The sequence below is a fragment of the Streptomyces sp. NPDC048288 genome (genome assembly GCF_043201555.1).
Lineage (GTDB): Bacteria > Actinomycetota > Actinomycetes > Streptomycetales > Streptomycetaceae > Streptomyces.
Genome location: NZ_JBICZD010000004.1, coordinates 767,920 through 784,284, shown reverse-complemented (window position 1 = coordinate 784,284; position 16,365 = coordinate 767,920). Strand labels below are relative to the sequence as shown.

Below are 16,365 nucleotides of genomic sequence, written 5' to 3'. Positions count from 1 at the left end.
GCGGGGTCAGCTCGCGGTGCGCCGGATCCGGCCGGCGTACCGCTTCTCCAGGCCGAGGTTGCCCTCGAAGCCGCCGGGCACGTTGGCCGAGACATAGACCGGGGGGCGGTCACCGGCGGCGAGGAGCAGGCCGGCGGCCTCGGCGACCGCCATCTGCACGAGCATGACCCCGGTGAGCGTGGACAGTGCGCAGACCGCGCCGCCGCCGGGGAGTTCGAGGAGCGCGTCGCCGCGCGGGGCCGCGTTGTCGAGGACCACGTCGGCCAGGTCGGCGAGTCTGCCGCCGCTGGGATGGCCGGCCGGGACCGCCCGGGTGTGGGCGAGGGAGGTGACGGCGAGGACGCGGTGCCCGCGCTCCTTGGCGTGCAGGGCCATCTCCACGATCACGTTGTTCACACCGGAGTTGGAGATGATGACGAACAGGTCCTGCGGGCGCGGGGCGGCGAGGTCGTAGAGGCGGGCGGCGATGCCCGGCTCGCGTTCCAGGAGCGGGTCGTCGAGGACGCCGGGGTGCTCGCCGCCGAAGAGCACCAGGTCGGCGATGCTGATCCGGTTGGTGGGCACCAATCCGCCCGCGCGGCCCGCGACTTCGAGGACCATGGCCTGGGAGTGGCCGGTGCCGAAGGCCTGGATCACCCCGTCGGCGCGGAGGCAGTCGGCGATGAGCGCGGCGGCCCGGGCCACGTCGGCGTGGGCGGACTCGGTGAGGCGGTGCAGCGCGGCGAGGCCCTCGCGGGCGAAGCGTTCGGCGTTCACCGGCTCGGTCCCGGACTCGTTGGCGGACTCGACGGACACGTACGCACTCCCCACTGATGGATTGAACCACCCAAGATTCGCGCCTATCGATGAATCAATAAATCATGCGCCCGGTATGCAGTGCAATGCCTCGCCGATCCGGTCCTGGTATTCAACTCGCCCCATATAGGGTGGCTGATACCTTCTCCTCATGCCCTCGACCGACGTCACCACACTGATCCGAACCGAGTTGCCGCGCCTGGCCGGCTCCCTGCGGAAGGTCGGTGAGCTGATCCTGGAGGATCCGGCCGCCGTCACCCACTGTTCGGCCGCGGAGCTGGGCCGCCGCACCGGCACCTCCCAGGCGACCGTGACCCGTTTCTGCCGGGCCGTGGGCCTCGACTCCTACCAGCACCTGCTGATCGCGCTGGCCCAGGAGCGGGGCCGCGGCGAGGTGTCCGACTGGGGCACGGCCGAGATCGGTCCGGACATCTCCCCGGACGACAGCCTGGAGCGGGTCGTGAAGGTGGTCGGCACCGCGGACCTGCGGGCCATCCAGCAGACCGTGGACCGGATCGACCTGGACGCGGTCGAGCGGGCCGCGCAGGCCATGGCCCGGGCGCGCAGGATCGACGTCTACGGCGTGGGCGGCAGCGGGGCCGTGGCGCAGGAGACCGAGACCCGGCTGTTCCGGATCGGCTGCTCGGTGCGCGGCTGGACCGAGGTGCACGCGGCGGCCACCTCCGCGGCGCTGCTCACGCCCGCCGACGTCGCGATCGGCATCTCCCACTCGGGGGCGACCCGCGAGACGATCGAGCCGTTCGAGACGGCCGGGGAGCGCGGCGCGACCACCGTCGCCCTGACCTCCGACCCGCGCTCCCCGCTCGCCCGCGCCGCCGACATCCGGCTCATCTCCTCCACCTCGGAGACCAGCTTCCCGACCGGCATCATCGGCGCCCGCCACTCGGTGCTGCTCCTCATCGACTGCCTCTACGTCCGGGTCGCCCAGCTCACCTACCAGCGCACCAGCGCCTCACTGGCGCTGACCGACCACATCGCCGGACAGCATGCGGCGAAGGCCCGGCGGCCTCGCTGAGCACGACCCGTTCTGCATGGATGAACCATCAATGAACAACGCTCATGGTTGATTGAACCACCCCTCGATGCCAGGATGGGGCTCCGCCGAGCACTCGTAGGAGCCTCATGCGCGTCACCTCTGTCGAGTCGACCGAGCTCTTCACCGGCACCGCGCACCGACCGCACCAGGTCGTGGCCGTCGAGATCGAGCACCTCCCGGGCCGCCCGGTGCTGCTGACCGTGGCGGGGCCCGGGGTGCGCGGTGTCGGCGAGAACCGCGTCACGACCGGCGAGGACGGGACCGCGCGCGCGGAGATACCCGTGGCGGCCGGGTCGCTCGCGCCCGGCGACCGGCGCGGGATCACCGTCACCGTCGAGGACGCCGACGCGGGCCTGCTCCTGCACCACTCGGCCGAGTTCACGGCCGCCGAGCCCGGCTGGACCATGTTCATGGTCAGCCACTTCCACTACGACCCCGTCTGGTGGAACACCCAGGCCGCCTACACCGAGACCTGGGACCACGCCGACGAACCGGCCGTCACCGGGCTGCCCGCCCGCACCTTCGACTCGCGCGGCCAGTCCGGGATGAGCCTGGTGCGCGCCCACTGCGACCTGGCCCGGCGCGACCCGGCGTACACCTTCGTGCTCGCGGAGGTCGACTACCTCAAGCCCTACTGGGACGCGTTCCCCGAGGAGCGGGCCTTTCTGCGCCAGCTGATCCGCTCCGGGCGCGTCGAGATCATGGGCGGCACCTACAACGAGCCGAACACCAACCTCACCGGTGCCGAGGCCACCGTGCGCAACGCCCTGTACGGCGACGGCTTCCAGCGCCGGATCATGGGGGCGGCGCCCGAGACCGCCTGGCAGCTGGACGCGTTCGGGCACGATCCGCAGTTCCCGGGGCTGATGGCGGACGCCGGGATCTCCTCCAGCTCGTGGGCGCGCGGGCCGTTCCACCAGTGGGGGCCGACGCTCTCCGTCTTCGGCGAGGAGCCGCGCGACCCCGGACGGATGCAGTTCCCGGCCGAGTTCAGCTGGATCGCGCCCTCGGGGCGCGGACTGCTGACGGCGTACATGGTCAACCACTACGGCGCCGGCTGGGCGATCGACAACGCCGCCACCCTGCCCGCCGCGGAGGCCGCCGCCTTCACGCTGTTCCAGGGGCTCAAGAAGGTCGCGCTCACCAGGAACGTGCTGCTGCCGGTCGGCGGGGACTACGCGCCGCCGTGCCGCTGGGTGATGGGCATCCACCGCGACTGGAACGAGCGGTACGTCTGGCCGCGCTTCGTCAGCGGCCTCCCCCGGGACTTCTTCGCCGCCGTGCGCGCCGAGTTGGCGGCCGAGGGGCGCAGGGCGTCCCCGCAGACCCGCGACATGAACCCGGTCTACACGGGCAAGGACGTCTCCTACATCGACACCAAGCAGGCCCAGCGGTACGGCGAGACGCTGCTCGCCGACGCGGAGGCGTGGGCGACCCTGGCCTCCCTCGTCACCGGGCATCCGTACCCGGACGCGGCCCTGGACAAGGCCTGGCGGCAGTTGATCTACGGCGCCCACCATGACGCCATCACCGGCTCGGAGTCGGACCAGGTCTACATCGATCTCCTCACCGGCTGGCGGGAGTTGCACGACCTCGCCCGGACGGTCCATGCCGACGCCACCGACGCGCTCGCCAGCGAGGTGGCCCAACTCCCTGGCGGCGCACCGGACCTGGTCGTCTTCAACGCCGCGACCTGGCAGCGGCGGGACGTGCTCGCCGTCGACGACCCGGGCGGGCTGGTCCCGCTGGACCTCACCGGTCTGCCGCTGCCCGCGGTGCGCGAGGAGGGCCTGCTCCGGGTCGTCGTACCCGACGTACCCGGCATGGGTCTCAAGGCGCTCTCGCTCGCGGAGGGTCCGGTGCCCGGCTGGACACCGGGCGAGGGGCTCACCGTCCGCAACGCGTTCTACGAGGTGACGGTGGACCCGGCACGCGGTGGCGGCGTGTGCGGTCTGCGCCGGCTCACCGAGGGTGGGCGGGAGTTGCTGCGCACCGGCGACCTCGGCAACGAACTGGTCGTCCAGGAGGAGTACCCGCGGCATCCGCGCTTCGGCGAGGGACCCTGGCACCTGACCCCGACCGGGACGACGGCCGCCCGGAGCCGGGACGTCACCGCGGACGTCGAGGTCGAGCACTCCCCCGCCGGGTCGCGGATCACCGTCCGCGGCGACCTGGGGCTCTTCCGGTACACCCAGCGGCTCACGCTCTGGACGGGCGTCGACCGGCTCGACGTGACGACGACGATCGACGGGTACGACGGCGCCGACCGGCTGATCCGGGTGCGCTGGCCCTCGGACGTGCGGGGCGGGCTGCCCGTGCACGAGGTCGCGGACGCCGTGATCGGGCGCGGCTTCGGCTTCGTGGACGTGGACAGCGAGCGGTTCCCGTGGACCCTGGACAACCCGGCCAACACCTGGTTCGGGCTGGGTTCGACGGCCCGGGTCGCGGTGCACGACGACACCGGGCGGCTGCTCGGGCACCGGGCGATCGGGGTCGCCGAACTCGTCTACGCCGACTGGGACACCGCCGGTGAGCTGGGCACCCCGCTGGCGGCGGCGCTGGTCCGGGCGGGTGTCACGGCCACGTCCACGATCGCCGGCGGTCCGCGCTACGGCGATCTGGAGGTGGACTCCAATCTGCCCGACATCCGGATCGCCGTCGGCGGCCCGGACCGCAACGCCGTGGTCGCCGAGGCGCTGGGCTGGGACCCGGCGGCGGCCCGGGAGCTGCACCGGCAGATCGCCGCGGACGGGCTCGCGGCGATCTGGGTGGCCCCGCGCGCCTCGCTGCGCGAGGAGTGGGTGCCCGGCGCCGACCTGCGCGATCTGGAGCGGCTGCCGCTGCTGGTGGTGGCGGGCGCCCGGCCCGAGGACGACGCCAAGGCGGTCGACGCGCTGGTCGCCGACCTGGACGACGCGGTCGTGCGGGCCACGGCGGCCGGGCGCGGGGAGGCGCTGCCGCCGGGCGACGCCTGGGACGGGCGGAGCCTCGCCGTGCTCAACCGGGGCACGCCGGGCTGTGTGGTCACCTCCTCCGGCGACCTGTGGATGTCCCTGATGCGGTCCTGCACCGGCTGGCCCTCCGGCATCTGGGTGGACCCGCCCCGCCGTACCGCACCGGACGGGTCGGGCTTCCAACTCCAGCGCTGGTCCCACACGTTCGAGTACGCGGTGGTGGCGGGGGCGGGTGACTGGCGGGAGTTGGGGCTGCCCCGGGCCGGGCACGCCTACAACCACCCGCTCACCGCCCGGATCAGACCGCCCGCCGGGCAGGCCGGCCGGCTGCCGCGCACGGGGGCCCTGCTGTCCCTGGAGCCCGAGGGCCGGGTGCTGCTGGACGCGCTGAAGCCGAGCGGCTCGCCCCTCGCCCGGGGCGGCGCGGCACCCGCCGATCCGGCGCGGGGTGTCGTCGTACGGCTGCACGAGGTGGACGGGCGTCCGGTGCGGGCCCGGGTGACCGGTCCGCTCCCCTGGACGCAGGGGGCGCGGGCCGACGTACTGGAGACGCCGGGAGAGCCGCTGGCCCCCGTCGGCGGCGCGCTCGATCTCGACCTCGGCGGCTTCGAGGTGGCCACCGTAGGGGCGACTCCGGCGAACGCACGGCACACCGAGGGTCCCGGTGTCGCCGCGCACGAGCCCGCCCAGCCGGTCGCCACCCGCTACTGGCTGCACAATTCGGGGCCCGCGCCGCGCGGCAACCTGCCGGTCGCCGTCTTTCTCTCGCCGGGCCTGCTCACCGCCCCGGGACCGGTCACCGTGACGGTGCGGATCTCCTCGGAGCTCACCGACGCACCGGCCTCGGGCACCGTCCGGTTCCGCAGACCGCCCGGCTGGGCGGCCGAACCCGCCGAGCTGCCCTACGCGTTGGGCCCCGGCGGGTTCACCCTCACCGAGGTGACGCTCACCCCGCCGCCGGACACACCCCCCGGCCGGTACTGGCTGGGCGCGCGGCTGACCCACGACGGGCAGGCGTACGAGGACGTGGTCGCCGTCGATGTGCCGGGCGCCGTGCCGGAGGGCGAGCCGGACGGGCGGGCCCTCACGGCCCGGCTGGGGGCCGAGCGGGTCCGGGTGCGGCGGGGGGAGCGGGCGACGGTGCCGGTCGTGCTGCGGAACACGACCCGGGGGCCGGTCGGCGGAACGCTGTGGGCGGTGTCGCCGTGGGGCACCTGGGGTGGGGTCGCCCCGGGCTGCCAGGGGTTCACCGTGGGTGCCGGGGAGACGCTGGAGTGCGGGATCGAGGTGGACGGCTCGGCGGTGGAGCCGGGGTCGTACTGGCTGCTGGCGAAGGTCGCCGGGCACGGATCCGTCGCCTACACCGAGGCGGTCGTACTGGAGGTGACGCCGTGAGCAAGCACGCGGCCGTGGTGAGCGGGGAACCGGTGCCGGTGGAGCGGGTGGACGCGCTGCTGGCGGCCGTTCCCGCGCGGGACGCGAGAACGGCCCGGGACCGGCCGTCGGCCCAGGACCCGGAGACGGCCCGCACGGAGGCCCGCACGGAGGCCCGCACGGAGGCCCGCACGGAGGCCCTCGCGCGGGCCGAGCGGCAGCGCAGACGGTGGGCGACCCAGGTGGTCGTCACGGACGAACTCGCCCGGCGGGCCTGTGCGGAGCGCGGCCTGGCGCCGCCCGGGGAGGTGTCCCCGCAGCGGGTGCCGGCCGTGTCCGGGACCGATGTCGCCGACCTGGGCAGCATCGTGGCGGTGGCGCTCGCCCACTCCCCCGCCGCGCGCGCCCTGCTGGCCGCTCTGGAGGCCGAACAGCGGGTGCCGGAGGAGGCCGTACGGGACTACTACGTCCGCAACCGGGACCGCTTCCTCACCAAGGACGCGCTGCGACGCGGTGTGGACCCCTTCGCGACGGCGACGGCCGACGACTTCCGGCCGTACGAGCGCGTACGGGACGACGTGGCACGGGAGTTGCGGCGGGCGCGGGGGCGGCAGGCCTTCTTCGACTGGCTGGACCGGGCCCGCGAGGGCGTCGCGTACCCGGCCGGGCACGAGCACCCCGGTGACCCGGCGCATCCGGACCACGAACACCGGCACTGAGCCCGCGTCTTCCCGCACGGAACCCAAACGCAACACGCAAACCATTGACCTCCGATGAATTCTGGTCCACCTTTTCATCAATCGAACTCCAAGTTGGTGATTTGAACCAGCCGGAACGAGCCACACAGGCAGCCGGCCGCAGGAGGGCAACCATGCGCGCGAAGAGACTGACCGGATCCATGACAGGCATCCTCGTCCTCGCCCTGACGGCCGCGGGCTGCGGTCTGTCGGGCGGCTCCGGGGACGGGGACGCGACGGCCGGCGGCTGCAAGGTCGAGCAGGGCAACGTCGGTTCGGGGAAGCTGACGGGTGACGTCAAGGGCCAGATCACCTTCCAGACGACGAACCTGAAGAAGGACTTCGGCGACTTCTTCAACGGCGTCATCAAGGCCTTCGAGAAGGCCCACCCCGGCGCGAAGGTCAAGTGGATCGACGACCCGGGCGACAACACCTTCACCTCGCGCACGGTGGCCGACGCCCAGGCATGCACGCTGCCGGACGTCATCAACCTCAACGCCCCGACGGCGACCGCGCTCACCAAGGCCGGCTACCTGCTCGACGTGGGCACCAAGGACCCGGACGCCGGCAAGCCCTTCGTCCCGGCGTTCTGGAAGTCGAGCACCTTCGAGAACGCCTCGGGCACCTCGGTCCACACCGCCCTGCCCTGGTACACGGGCGGTGTCCTGATCACGTACAACAAGGGCCTGCTGGCGAAGGCCGGCGTCGACCCGACGAAGGCGCCGACGAGCGTCTTCGGTCTGTTCGCCGACTACGAGAAGGTCGCCAAGGCGGCCCAGGGCAAGTACTTCGCGACGATGGCCAACCCGGTCTGGCGGATCCCGGCCGACTGGGACCAGATGAACATCAAGACGCTCTCCGCCGACGGCAAGTCGGCCGTCTTCGCCAATGATCCGAGGACTGTGCAGTGGGTCGCCTGGATGGCGAAGCTGTACCAGGAGGGCGCGATGCCGAAGGACTCGCTGTCCTCCAGCAACGACCCGTCCACGCTCTACAGCCAGGGCAAGGTGGCGTACGGCTCGACGAACCCGAGCTTCGTGCGGTTCGTGAAGCAGAACAGCCCCTCGGTCTACGCCGAGACGGGCGTGAGCCAGCAGCCCTACGACGCGCTCGGCAAGGCCTCCGCCGGCGCCCCGCAGTACATCTCGGTCGCCGCGACCAGCAAGCACGCGCCGGTGGCGCTCGCCTTCGCCGAGTACCTCACCAACGCCGAGAACCAGACGGCCTGGTGCAAGGACCCGGCCGTGGTGATCTTCCCGACGACCACCGAGTCGCTGAACGACCCGTTCTTCCAGGACGTCACCGGCAGCGACCCCTTCTCCCAGGCCCGCAAGCTCGTAGCCGACCAGCTCAAGACGGCCTCCACCAACCAGACCAACCTCTCCCCGGCCGTGCAGAACGCGATCGTGGCCCAGGTGCAGCTGGCCATGCAGGGCAAGAAGAGCGCCGAGCAGGCCGTCAAGGACGCCCAGGAGAAGGCGAACGAGCTGCTGAAGCAGGCGGGTTGACGGTGGCGACCGAGACCGCCGAGACCGCCTCCGTGCCCGGTGCGCGGCGCACGGCCGCCGCACCGGGCGCGGCCCCGTCCCGCCTTCGACGGCTGCTGCCGGGCCCCGCTCCGGGCGCCAACGGGGCCGCGCTGTACCGCCGTTGGTGGCTGCCGTGGCTGTGGACCGCGCCCGCGATCGGCTGTGCCGTGGTGTTCGGGGTGTTCCCGTTCTTCAACACCGTGCTGCTGTCGTTCACGGACGCCAGGCCGCTGGGCGGCGCCGCGAGCTTCGTCGGCCTGGACAACTACAACCGGATGCTGGGCGATTCCGACTTCTGGCTCGCCACCCGCAACAGCGTCCTGTACGCGCTGATCGTCGTCCCCCTGATGGTGCTGCTGCCGCTGCTGCTGGCGGTGCTGGTGGAGAGGAACCTCCCCGGCATCGGCTTCTTCCGCTCGGCCTTCTACACCCCGGTGCTCGCCTCCAGCGTGGTGGTGGGCCTGAGCTGGCAGTGGCTGCTGGCCGACGACGGACTGGTCAACACCTGGCTGCGGAAGGCCCATCTGATCAGGTCGGCCATCCCCTTCCTCTCCGACTCCTGGCTGATCCTGCTCTGCGCGATGGGCCTGACGCTGTGGAAGGGCCTCGGCTGGTACATGGTCTTCTACCTGGCCGCGCTCGGGAACGTGCCGAGGGAACTGCACGAGGCCGCGGCCATGGACGGCGCCGGTGCGGTCCGCCGCTTCTGGCACATCACCGTGCCGGGCGTACGGCAGGCGATGATGCTGGTCGGCACCCTCACCGGCATCGGCTCGCTGCGCGTGTTCACCGAGATCTACATGCTGGGCGGCTCCACGGGCGGCCCCGGCGGCGCCGACCGCACCCTGCCCTTCTACATCCGGGACGTCGGCCTGGACCCGCTCACCGGGAACGCCGGTTACGGCTCGGCGGTCAGTGTGGCCCTGTTCGCGCTGACCCTCGGCCTGACCCTGCTGGCCCAGCGCCTGACCAAGGAGGACGAGGCATGACCACCGCAGTGCCCAGGGCCCGGCGTCTGCTGCCCCGCTGGCGGCAGTACGGCCGCCCCCGCGAACTCGTCGTCCGCTACCTGCTGTTGCTGCTCGTCCTCGGCCTCACCGTCGGCCCGCTGCTCTGGCAGCTCCTCGCCTCCCTCAAGAGCACCGGCGAGGACGTCTTCGGCGCGGACGCCACCCTCCTCCCGCGCCACCCGACCCTGCGGGCCTACCGGGAGGTCTTCGATCAGGTGCCGGTGGCCACGTACATCAGGAACAGCCTGACCGTGGTCGTCCTCTCGATCACCAGCCAGCTGGTGTTCTCCACCACCGCCGGTTACATGCTCTCCAAGCCCGGCTGGAAGGGCCGCAGGGCGGTCTGGGTGGTGCTGGTCGCCTCCATGATGTTCCCCTTCGAGTCGATCATGGTGTCGCTGTTCCTGAGCATCCGCGACCTGGGTCTGGTCGACAGCCTCGCCGGGGTGTGGCTGCCCGGGTTCGTCGGGGCCATCAACGTCCTGCTGATGCGCGGTGCGTTCCTGGCCGTCCCGCGCGAGATCGAGGACTCGGCGATGCTCGACGGCGCGGGCGAGTGGCAGCGCTTCCGCTACCTGTACCTGCCCTCCGCCTGGGGCGCGATCATGGTCGTGGTCATCAACACCTTCATCAGTGCCTGGGACGACTTCCTGTGGCCGCTGATCGTGCTGCGCTCGGAGAACCACATGACGCTGACCTTGGGGCTGTCCCGGCTGCAGAGTTCGTCGTTCGGCTACGACCAGCGGGTGGTGATGGCCGGTTCGGTGATCTCCGTGATCCCGGTGCTGGTGCTCTTCGTGATCACCCAGCGGTGGTTCTACAAGGGCGTCTCGGCGGGGGCCGTGAAGCTCTGAGACCACCCGCTCACCCCTCGGCCCGGAGCAGCGCGGGCACGGCCGCCAGCGCGGCCCGGGACGACTCCGCGACGCGGATCTCCAGCGTCCCGGGCAGCACGGCCGTCGTCAGGTCGGGGCCGACCTGGGCGAGTTGTGCGGCGTCGAGGTGGAAGGTGACCGTGCGTCGCTCGCCGGGTGCGAGGTCGACGCCCTGGAAGGCGCGCAGTTCGAGGGTGCGGGGCCACACGGGGGTGCGCAGCCGCCGGAGGTAGAGCTGGGCGACGGTTCGGCCGGGGCGTTCGCCCGTGTTGGTGATGTCGACCTCCACGGTGTGCCCGGAGAGCCGCGGCGGGCCGTAGGCGAAGCTCGTGTAGGACAGTCCGTGGCCGAAGGCGAACTGCGGCTCGGCGCTCTCGTCGGCGTAGCCGCCGTACTCGGTGTCCTTGTGGTTGTAGTGGACGGGGAGCTGGGCGGCGGAGCGCGGCACCGAGACGGGGAGCCGGCCGGTGGGTTCGGTGTGTCCGAGGAGGACCTCGGCGATCGCCTCGCCGCCCCACGGGCCCGGGTACCAGGCGGTGAGCAGGGCTCCCGCGCGTTCGGCGAGCTCGGGGACGGCGTGCGGGCGGCCCTGGACGAGGACGACGACGGTGGGGGTGCCGGTGGCGGTGACCGCGTCGAACAGGGCCCGCTGGTCGGCCGGTAGCCGCAGTCCGGCGAGGTCGACGCCCTCGCCGCAGGTCATCTCGGCGACGGCCGTCCGGGCCGCCCCGTTGGCGTCGAACTCCGCGTCGGCGGTACGGGCGCTGCTGCCGCCCAGCACCAGCACGGCGAGGTCGGCCGCCGTCTCCCCCTCGTGGATCCGGACGCCGGGCGGGGCCAGTGCGCGCAGGGCCTCCAGGACCGTGGCCCCGGTGCCGGGGCGCTGCGGGGCGGTGTAGTCGCCGAGCTGGTGGGCGGTGGTGGCGGCGTGCGTGCCGAGGACGGCGATCCGGCGGACGGCGGGTCCGATCGGCAGGAGTCCGGCGCGGTCGTGGAGGAGGGTGACGCAGCGGCGGGCGAGTGCGGTGCTCAGCTCGCGTCCGCCGCCGGGCAGCGGTGTACGGCGGGTGTACGGCTGCTCGAAGAGACCGAGGCGGAACTTGAGCCGCAGCACCCGGGCCACGGCCGCGTCCAGGACCGCCTCCTCGACGAGGCCGCGCTCCACGGCCTCTTCCAGGTGCGTGAACCCCTCGTCCCAGAGGCTCAGGTCCACCCCGGAGTGGAGGGCGAGGGCGCCCGCGGAGATCTTGTCGCCGGTGATCCGGGCCAGCCGGTCCACGGCGAGGCCGTCGGCCATGACCAGCCCGTCGAACCCCCAGCTCTCGCGCAGGATCCCGGTGAGCAGGGCCCGGTTGCCCGCGCACGGCAGGCCGTCGACCTCGTTGTACGCGGCCATGACGGCGGCCGCTCCGGCGCGGATGCCCGCCCGGGCCGCCGGGAGGTGGATCTCGTGGAGTTCGCGGAGTCCGAGTGCGGACTCGGCGGAGTTGCGGCCGCCGACGGTGGCGCCCTGACCGGCGAAGTGCTTGAGGACGACGGGGGCCTTGTCGGCGGCGAAGTACTCGGCGGGTGCTCCCTGCATGCCGCGCACCAGGGCCTCCGTGAGGCGGGCGGCGAGGTAGGGGTCCTCGCCGAAGCACTCCTCGGTGCGGCCCCAGCGGGGGTCGCCGGCGATGTCCAGGGCCGGGACCAGGGCGACATGGCCGCCCCGGGCGCGGAGTTCGGCGGCGGCGTGGGCGGCGGCGCGCTCGTGCAGGCCGGGGTCCCAGCCGGCGCCGACGGCGAGGTTGACCGGGAGGACCGTGCCGTCGAGCGCCATGTGCCCGTGCGGGACCTCCTCGACGAACAGGGCGGGGATGCCCAGCCGGCTGCTGTCGAGGACGTGGCGCTGGACCAGGTCGGCGAGTTCGGCGCTGTCGGCGGCGCCGGGGCCGGTGCCGTGCTCCACACCGGACCAGGCGTCGGCGCGCAGCAGGCCGTAGAGGGCGCCGAGTCCGGCGAAGCGCTCGGTCTCGGCGCGCAGCGCGTCGGTGAGGGCGAAGCGGCCGTCGGGGGTGCGGCGGTAGGCGTCCCAGCCGTACATGCGCTGGTTGAGCTGGCCCGCCTTCTCACGGAGGGTCATCCGGGAGAGGAGGTCGCTGACGCGGGCGTCGACGGGGGCGGTGCGGGTGCGGTAGACGGGGGTGGTCACGGATCCTCCGCGGGTCGGTGGGCGGTCGCGGCGAGCCGTGCCAGGGCCACGGCCCCCGCGCAGCCGTCCGGGACGGGGGTGATCCGCAGGCCGAGGCCGGCGAACCGTTCGGCGAGCGGGCTCAGCAGGGGGCCCGCCGGAGCGACCAGGCCGCCCGTGACGACCAGTGGCTCGCCCCGGCGCGGTCGCAACGCGGCCACGGTCCCGGCGAGATGGGCGGCCGCCGCCTGCAGGATCGCCTCGGCGACCGCGTCCTTCTCCGCCGCCGCCTGCGGCACCAGGGGTGCGAGGTCGGCCAGCCGCACCGGCGGCCGGTCCAGCACGGCGGGCAGCAGCCGCGCCCGGTAGGCGGCCCGCCGAGCCGACGGCCAGGTCTCCTCGCCGGCCGGGGGCAGCACGCCCGTCGGCAACCCCAGGGCCCGGCCGACCGTAGCGGTGAGGACCGTCGGTCCGCCCCGCCCGTCCGCCGCCCGCAGGGCGGCCCGCGCCGCTTCGCGCCCGATCCAGAACCCGCTGCCGTCGTCCCCCAGCAGCCAGCCGTCCCCGCCGGAGGTCGCGACCAGCACCCGGCCCTCGATCCGGGCGGCGACCGCGCCGGTCCCGGCCACCAGGGCGAGTCCGTCGGCGGGTTGCCCGGGCGCCCCGGCGAAGGCCGCCTCGATGTCGCTGTACACCTCGACGGCTCCGGTGGCGATCCCCAGCCGGGTCAGCGCGGTGGTGAGGGCGGTCCGCGCCCGCACCCGGCCCGGCTCCTCCTCGGGAGCGCGGGCGGCCCCGGCGAATCCTCCGACCACCGCGACCACGCGTCCGCGCTCCGCCTCCGGCACGGCCGAATCGACCGCCCGCGCCAGCTGATCGGCGAGCCGCGGCCCGGGCACGGTCAGCGCGTTGCCCGGTCCGGCCGTGCCTTCCCCGAGCGGCCGCCCGTCCCACGCGTCCGCGAGGACCGCCCGGGTACGGGTGCCACCGGCGTCGATCCCGACGACCCACCCCGATCTCTGGTTCAAATCACTATTCATTGTCACCCATGGTGGTTGATACATTCGCCGCAGACAAGGTCCGAAGAGCATCCGAGGCCCTCTGGAGGACGCCATCAGCACGCCCCCGCCCGCCCCTGAACTCCGCTTCGGCGTCAACTACACCCCACGCCGTGGCTGGTTCCACGCATGGCACGACGTCGATCCGGAGCACGCCCGCGAGGATCTGGCCCAGATCGCCGGACTGGGCCTGGACCACATCCGGGTCTTCCCGCTCTGGCCGCTGCTGCAGCCCAACCGCGCGCTCATCCGCCCCGCCGCGGTGGACCGGCTCCTCCAACTCGTCGACCTGGCCGCCGAGTGCGGCCTAGACGTCCTCGTGGACGGCATCCAGGGCCATCTGTCGAGCTTCGACTTCTACCCGGAGTGGACGCGCAGCTGGCACCACCGCAACGTCTTCACCGACCCCGACGCCATCGAGGCCCAGGCCACCCTCCTGCGCACCCTGGGCCGCGCCCTGACCGGCCGCCCGAACCTCATCGGCCTGCAGCTCGGCAACGAGCTCAACAACCTGGTCGAGCACAACCCGGTGACGGCGGCCGAGGTGGACCACTACCTGGACACCCTGCTGGCGGCGGCCCGGGAGGGACTGGGCACGGGCGCCGGACTGGTCACCCACTCGGCCTACGACGCGGCCTGGTACGGCGACGACCACCCCTTCACCCCGGAGGCCTCGGCCCGCAAGGGCGACCTGACCACCGTCCATCCCTGGGTGTTCTCCGGCGACTGCGCCCGCCGCTACGGCCCGCGCTCCCCCGAGGTACGGCATCTCGCCGAGTACGGCACCGAACTCGCCAAGGCCTACGCCACCGATCCGGCCCGCCCGGTCTGGGTCCAGGAGACCGGCGCGCCCGAGCCGCACATCCCGGCCGCCGACGCCCCGGACTTCGCCCGCGCGACGCTGCTCGACGCGGCGGACTGCACCGGACTGTGGGGCGTCACCTGGTGGTGCTCCCACGACGTGGACCGGGCCCTGCTCGACTTCCCCGAACTCGAATACACCTTGGGCCTGTTCGACTCGGCGGGCCGCCCCAAGCCGATCGCCCACGCGCTCGCCGAGACCGTGGCGGAGCTGCGCGAGAAGCGTGCCGTGACAGTCCGGCAGACCGCACTGGTCCTGGACTGCACCCCGGCCACGCGCTCGGTCTCGGGTCCGGGCGGGGCGTTCTTCGAGGCGTGGACGAGACTGCGCGCGGAGGGGGTCCGGCCGGCCGTCGTCCTGGCGGAGCGGGCGGCCGACGGGCGTCACCTCGCGGCCCGGGGCATCAGGGAGCTGATCCGGCCAACACCTCCGCCAGCGCACGGAGGTTGACCCGCCCCCGCCCGAAGGAGCACAGCCCCGTGTCCTCCGGCAGCCCGGTCGACACCCGCACCGCGTCCGGCCGGGCGGCCAGCAGCGCCGCGCATACCCGCTCCTGCCAGGGATGCAGTCCGGCGTCGCAGACGGCGACCACCAGCGGCCGTCCGGCCGCCGCCCGCAGCAGCTCCCGCATGGCGGCCGGGTCCGGCTCGCCCGTGAGGGCCGTCCCGGTGGCCGTCGGATCCAGGGCCCGCACCTCGGTGAGCAGGTCCTCGCCGCCCCAGTTGAGGGCGGGATGCGGCGGCGGGAACAGGTCGACGACGTAGGCGCCCGGCACGGGCGGGAGCGCCACGCCCCCGCTCCGTACGGCCCGTCTCGCCGCCTCCGCTCCCGCCCCCGCGTCCCACGGAGCCACCTGCGCCGGTGGCGTGGCGTACCGCCGGGCGAGCCGTCGTACCCGCGCCGCCGCCTCCTCGATCCGTTCCGGCGCCAGTTCCCCCGAGCGCAGCGCGTCGAGGACGGCGTCCCGGCAGGCGAGGGTGGTCTCCAGGTGCGGTACGGCGATGATCACCTGGTCGGCTCCGGCCGCGAGGGCGATCCGGGCGCCGGCCGCCTCGCCGTACCGGTCGGCGATGGCCTTCATCTCCAGCGCGTCGCTCACCAGCACGCCGTCGAAGCCGAGTTCGCCGCGCAGCAGGTCGCCGAGGATGCGGGGGCTGAGGGTGGCGGGGCGGTCGGGGTCCAGGGCCGGGAAGACGACATGGGCGCTCATCAGCATCGGCACGCCGGCGGCGATCGCGGCCCGGAAGGGGGCGAGGTCGAGCCGGTCGTACGGTCTCGGGTCGGCCGCCGTCTCGTGGTGGCTGTCGGTGACGGTGCCGCCGTGGCCGGGGAAGTGCTTGGCGCAGGAGGCGACGCCGCGGGCCTCGGTGGCGGCGATCCAGGCGCGCAGGTGGCGGGCGACCAGGTCGGGATCGGCGCCGAAGGAACGGGTGCGGACGATCGGGTTCTCGGGGCGGTGCTGGATGTCGGCGACCGGGGCGTAGGAGACGGTGATGCCGAGCGTGGCCAGGTGCCCGGCGAGGGCGTCGGCGCAGGCGGCCGTCAGCGCGGGGTCGTCGGTGACGCCGAGGGCCCAGGAGCCGGGCACCTCCGGCGCGCCCGCGCCGACCAGGTGGCCGATGCCGCCGCCCTCGTTGTCGATGGCCACCAGCAGGTCGGGCCGCAACTCCCGCAGTGTCCCGGTGAGTTCACGGACCTGGTCGGCGTCGCGGATGTTGCGGGTGAAGAGGATGACACCGCCCAGGCCGCGGTCGATGAGCCGTTTCAGGGTGTCGGGGACGGTCGTCGTACCGTCGAATCCGGCGACCAGGCAGCGATGGGCGGCCTCGTCCAGGGTCTCGGGCAGGTCGCCGGGGCCGTGCGCGGGGAGGGTCACCCCGGGAATCCTGTGGCTCATCCAACCGAAAGTCAACCGCTTTCGGGATCAATCATTCACGCATGGGG

The 16,365-nt window shown here is 73.5% G+C and carries 11 protein-coding genes; 7 read left to right on the top strand and 4 right to left on the bottom strand.

Annotated features, from left to right (window positions below):
- Window positions 1-6: 6 nt before the first annotated feature.
- Complete coding sequence (locus ACGFZS_RS18660) at window positions 7-795, bottom strand: sugar isomerase domain-containing protein (protein WP_393795986.1); 789 nt, start codon at window positions 793-795, stop codon at window positions 7-9.
- A 151-nt stretch (window positions 796-946) separates the two neighbouring features.
- Here ACGFZS_RS18660 and ACGFZS_RS18655 point away from each other — a divergent pair, with 151 nt between their 5' ends.
- The 6 genes from ACGFZS_RS18655 to ACGFZS_RS18630 all read left to right on the top strand — a co-directional run bounded on the left by ACGFZS_RS18655 (window position 947) and on the right by ACGFZS_RS18630 (window position 10,310).
- Complete coding sequence (locus tag ACGFZS_RS18655) at window positions 947-1,831, top strand: MurR/RpiR family transcriptional regulator (protein WP_393795985.1); 885 nt, start codon at window positions 947-949, stop codon at window positions 1,829-1,831.
- Between the two features lie 107 nt (window positions 1,832-1,938).
- Complete coding sequence (locus tag ACGFZS_RS18650) at window positions 1,939-6,201, top strand: NEW3 domain-containing protein (protein WP_393795984.1); 4,263 nt, start codon at window positions 1,939-1,941, stop codon at window positions 6,199-6,201.
- Complete coding sequence (locus tag ACGFZS_RS18645) at window positions 6,198-6,899, top strand: peptidyl-prolyl cis-trans isomerase (RefSeq protein ID WP_393795983.1); 702 nt, start codon at window positions 6,198-6,200, stop codon at window positions 6,897-6,899. The genes ACGFZS_RS18650 and ACGFZS_RS18645 overlap by 4 nt, the downstream gene beginning before the upstream one ends.
- 152 nt (window positions 6,900-7,051) lie before the next feature.
- Window positions 7,052-8,425 (top strand): extracellular solute-binding protein, encoded by a 1,374-nt coding sequence (locus ACGFZS_RS18640; RefSeq protein WP_393795982.1) that lies wholly within the window; start codon window positions 7,052-7,054, stop codon window positions 8,423-8,425.
- A gap of 32 nt (window positions 8,426-8,457) precedes the next feature.
- Window positions 8,458-9,435 (top strand): carbohydrate ABC transporter permease, encoded by a 978-nt coding sequence (locus tag ACGFZS_RS18635; RefSeq protein ID WP_393796033.1) that lies wholly within the window; start codon window positions 8,458-8,460, stop codon window positions 9,433-9,435.
- Window positions 9,432-10,310, top strand: coding sequence for a carbohydrate ABC transporter permease (locus ACGFZS_RS18630; RefSeq protein WP_393795981.1), 879 nt, complete (start codon window positions 9,432-9,434; stop codon window positions 10,308-10,310). Before ACGFZS_RS18635 ends, ACGFZS_RS18630 begins: the two co-directional genes overlap by 4 nt.
- Before the next feature lie 10 nt (window positions 10,311-10,320).
- On the opposite strand, the gene ACGFZS_RS18625 is transcribed toward ACGFZS_RS18630, so the two are convergent.
- Window positions 10,321-12,453, bottom strand: a complete 2,133-nt coding sequence (locus ACGFZS_RS18625; RefSeq protein WP_393796032.1) for a glycoside hydrolase family 3 N-terminal domain-containing protein — start codon at window positions 12,451-12,453, stop codon at window positions 10,321-10,323.
- 65 nt (window positions 12,454-12,518) lie between these two features.
- The gene (locus ACGFZS_RS18620; RefSeq protein ID WP_393795980.1) at window positions 12,519-13,541 is read right to left on the bottom strand and encodes an N-acetylglucosamine kinase; all 1,023 of its coding nucleotides are present in this window, start codon (window positions 13,539-13,541) and stop codon (window positions 12,519-12,521) included.
- Between the two features lie 73 nt (window positions 13,542-13,614).
- Between ACGFZS_RS18620 and ACGFZS_RS18615 the strand changes: the two genes are divergently transcribed.
- A complete protein-coding gene (locus tag ACGFZS_RS18615) occupies window positions 13,615-14,871 on the top strand; it encodes a glycosyl hydrolase (protein WP_393796031.1) in 1,257 nt (418 codons plus the stop codon).
- Here the strand turns inward: ACGFZS_RS18615 and ACGFZS_RS18610 are convergent.
- On the bottom strand, window positions 14,825-16,318 hold the full coding sequence (locus ACGFZS_RS18610; RefSeq protein WP_393795979.1) for a glycoside hydrolase family 3 N-terminal domain-containing protein: 1,494 nt from the start codon (window positions 16,316-16,318) through the stop codon (window positions 14,825-14,827). The genes ACGFZS_RS18615 and ACGFZS_RS18610 overlap by 47 nt on opposite strands.
- Window positions 16,319-16,365 lie beyond the last annotated feature (47 nt).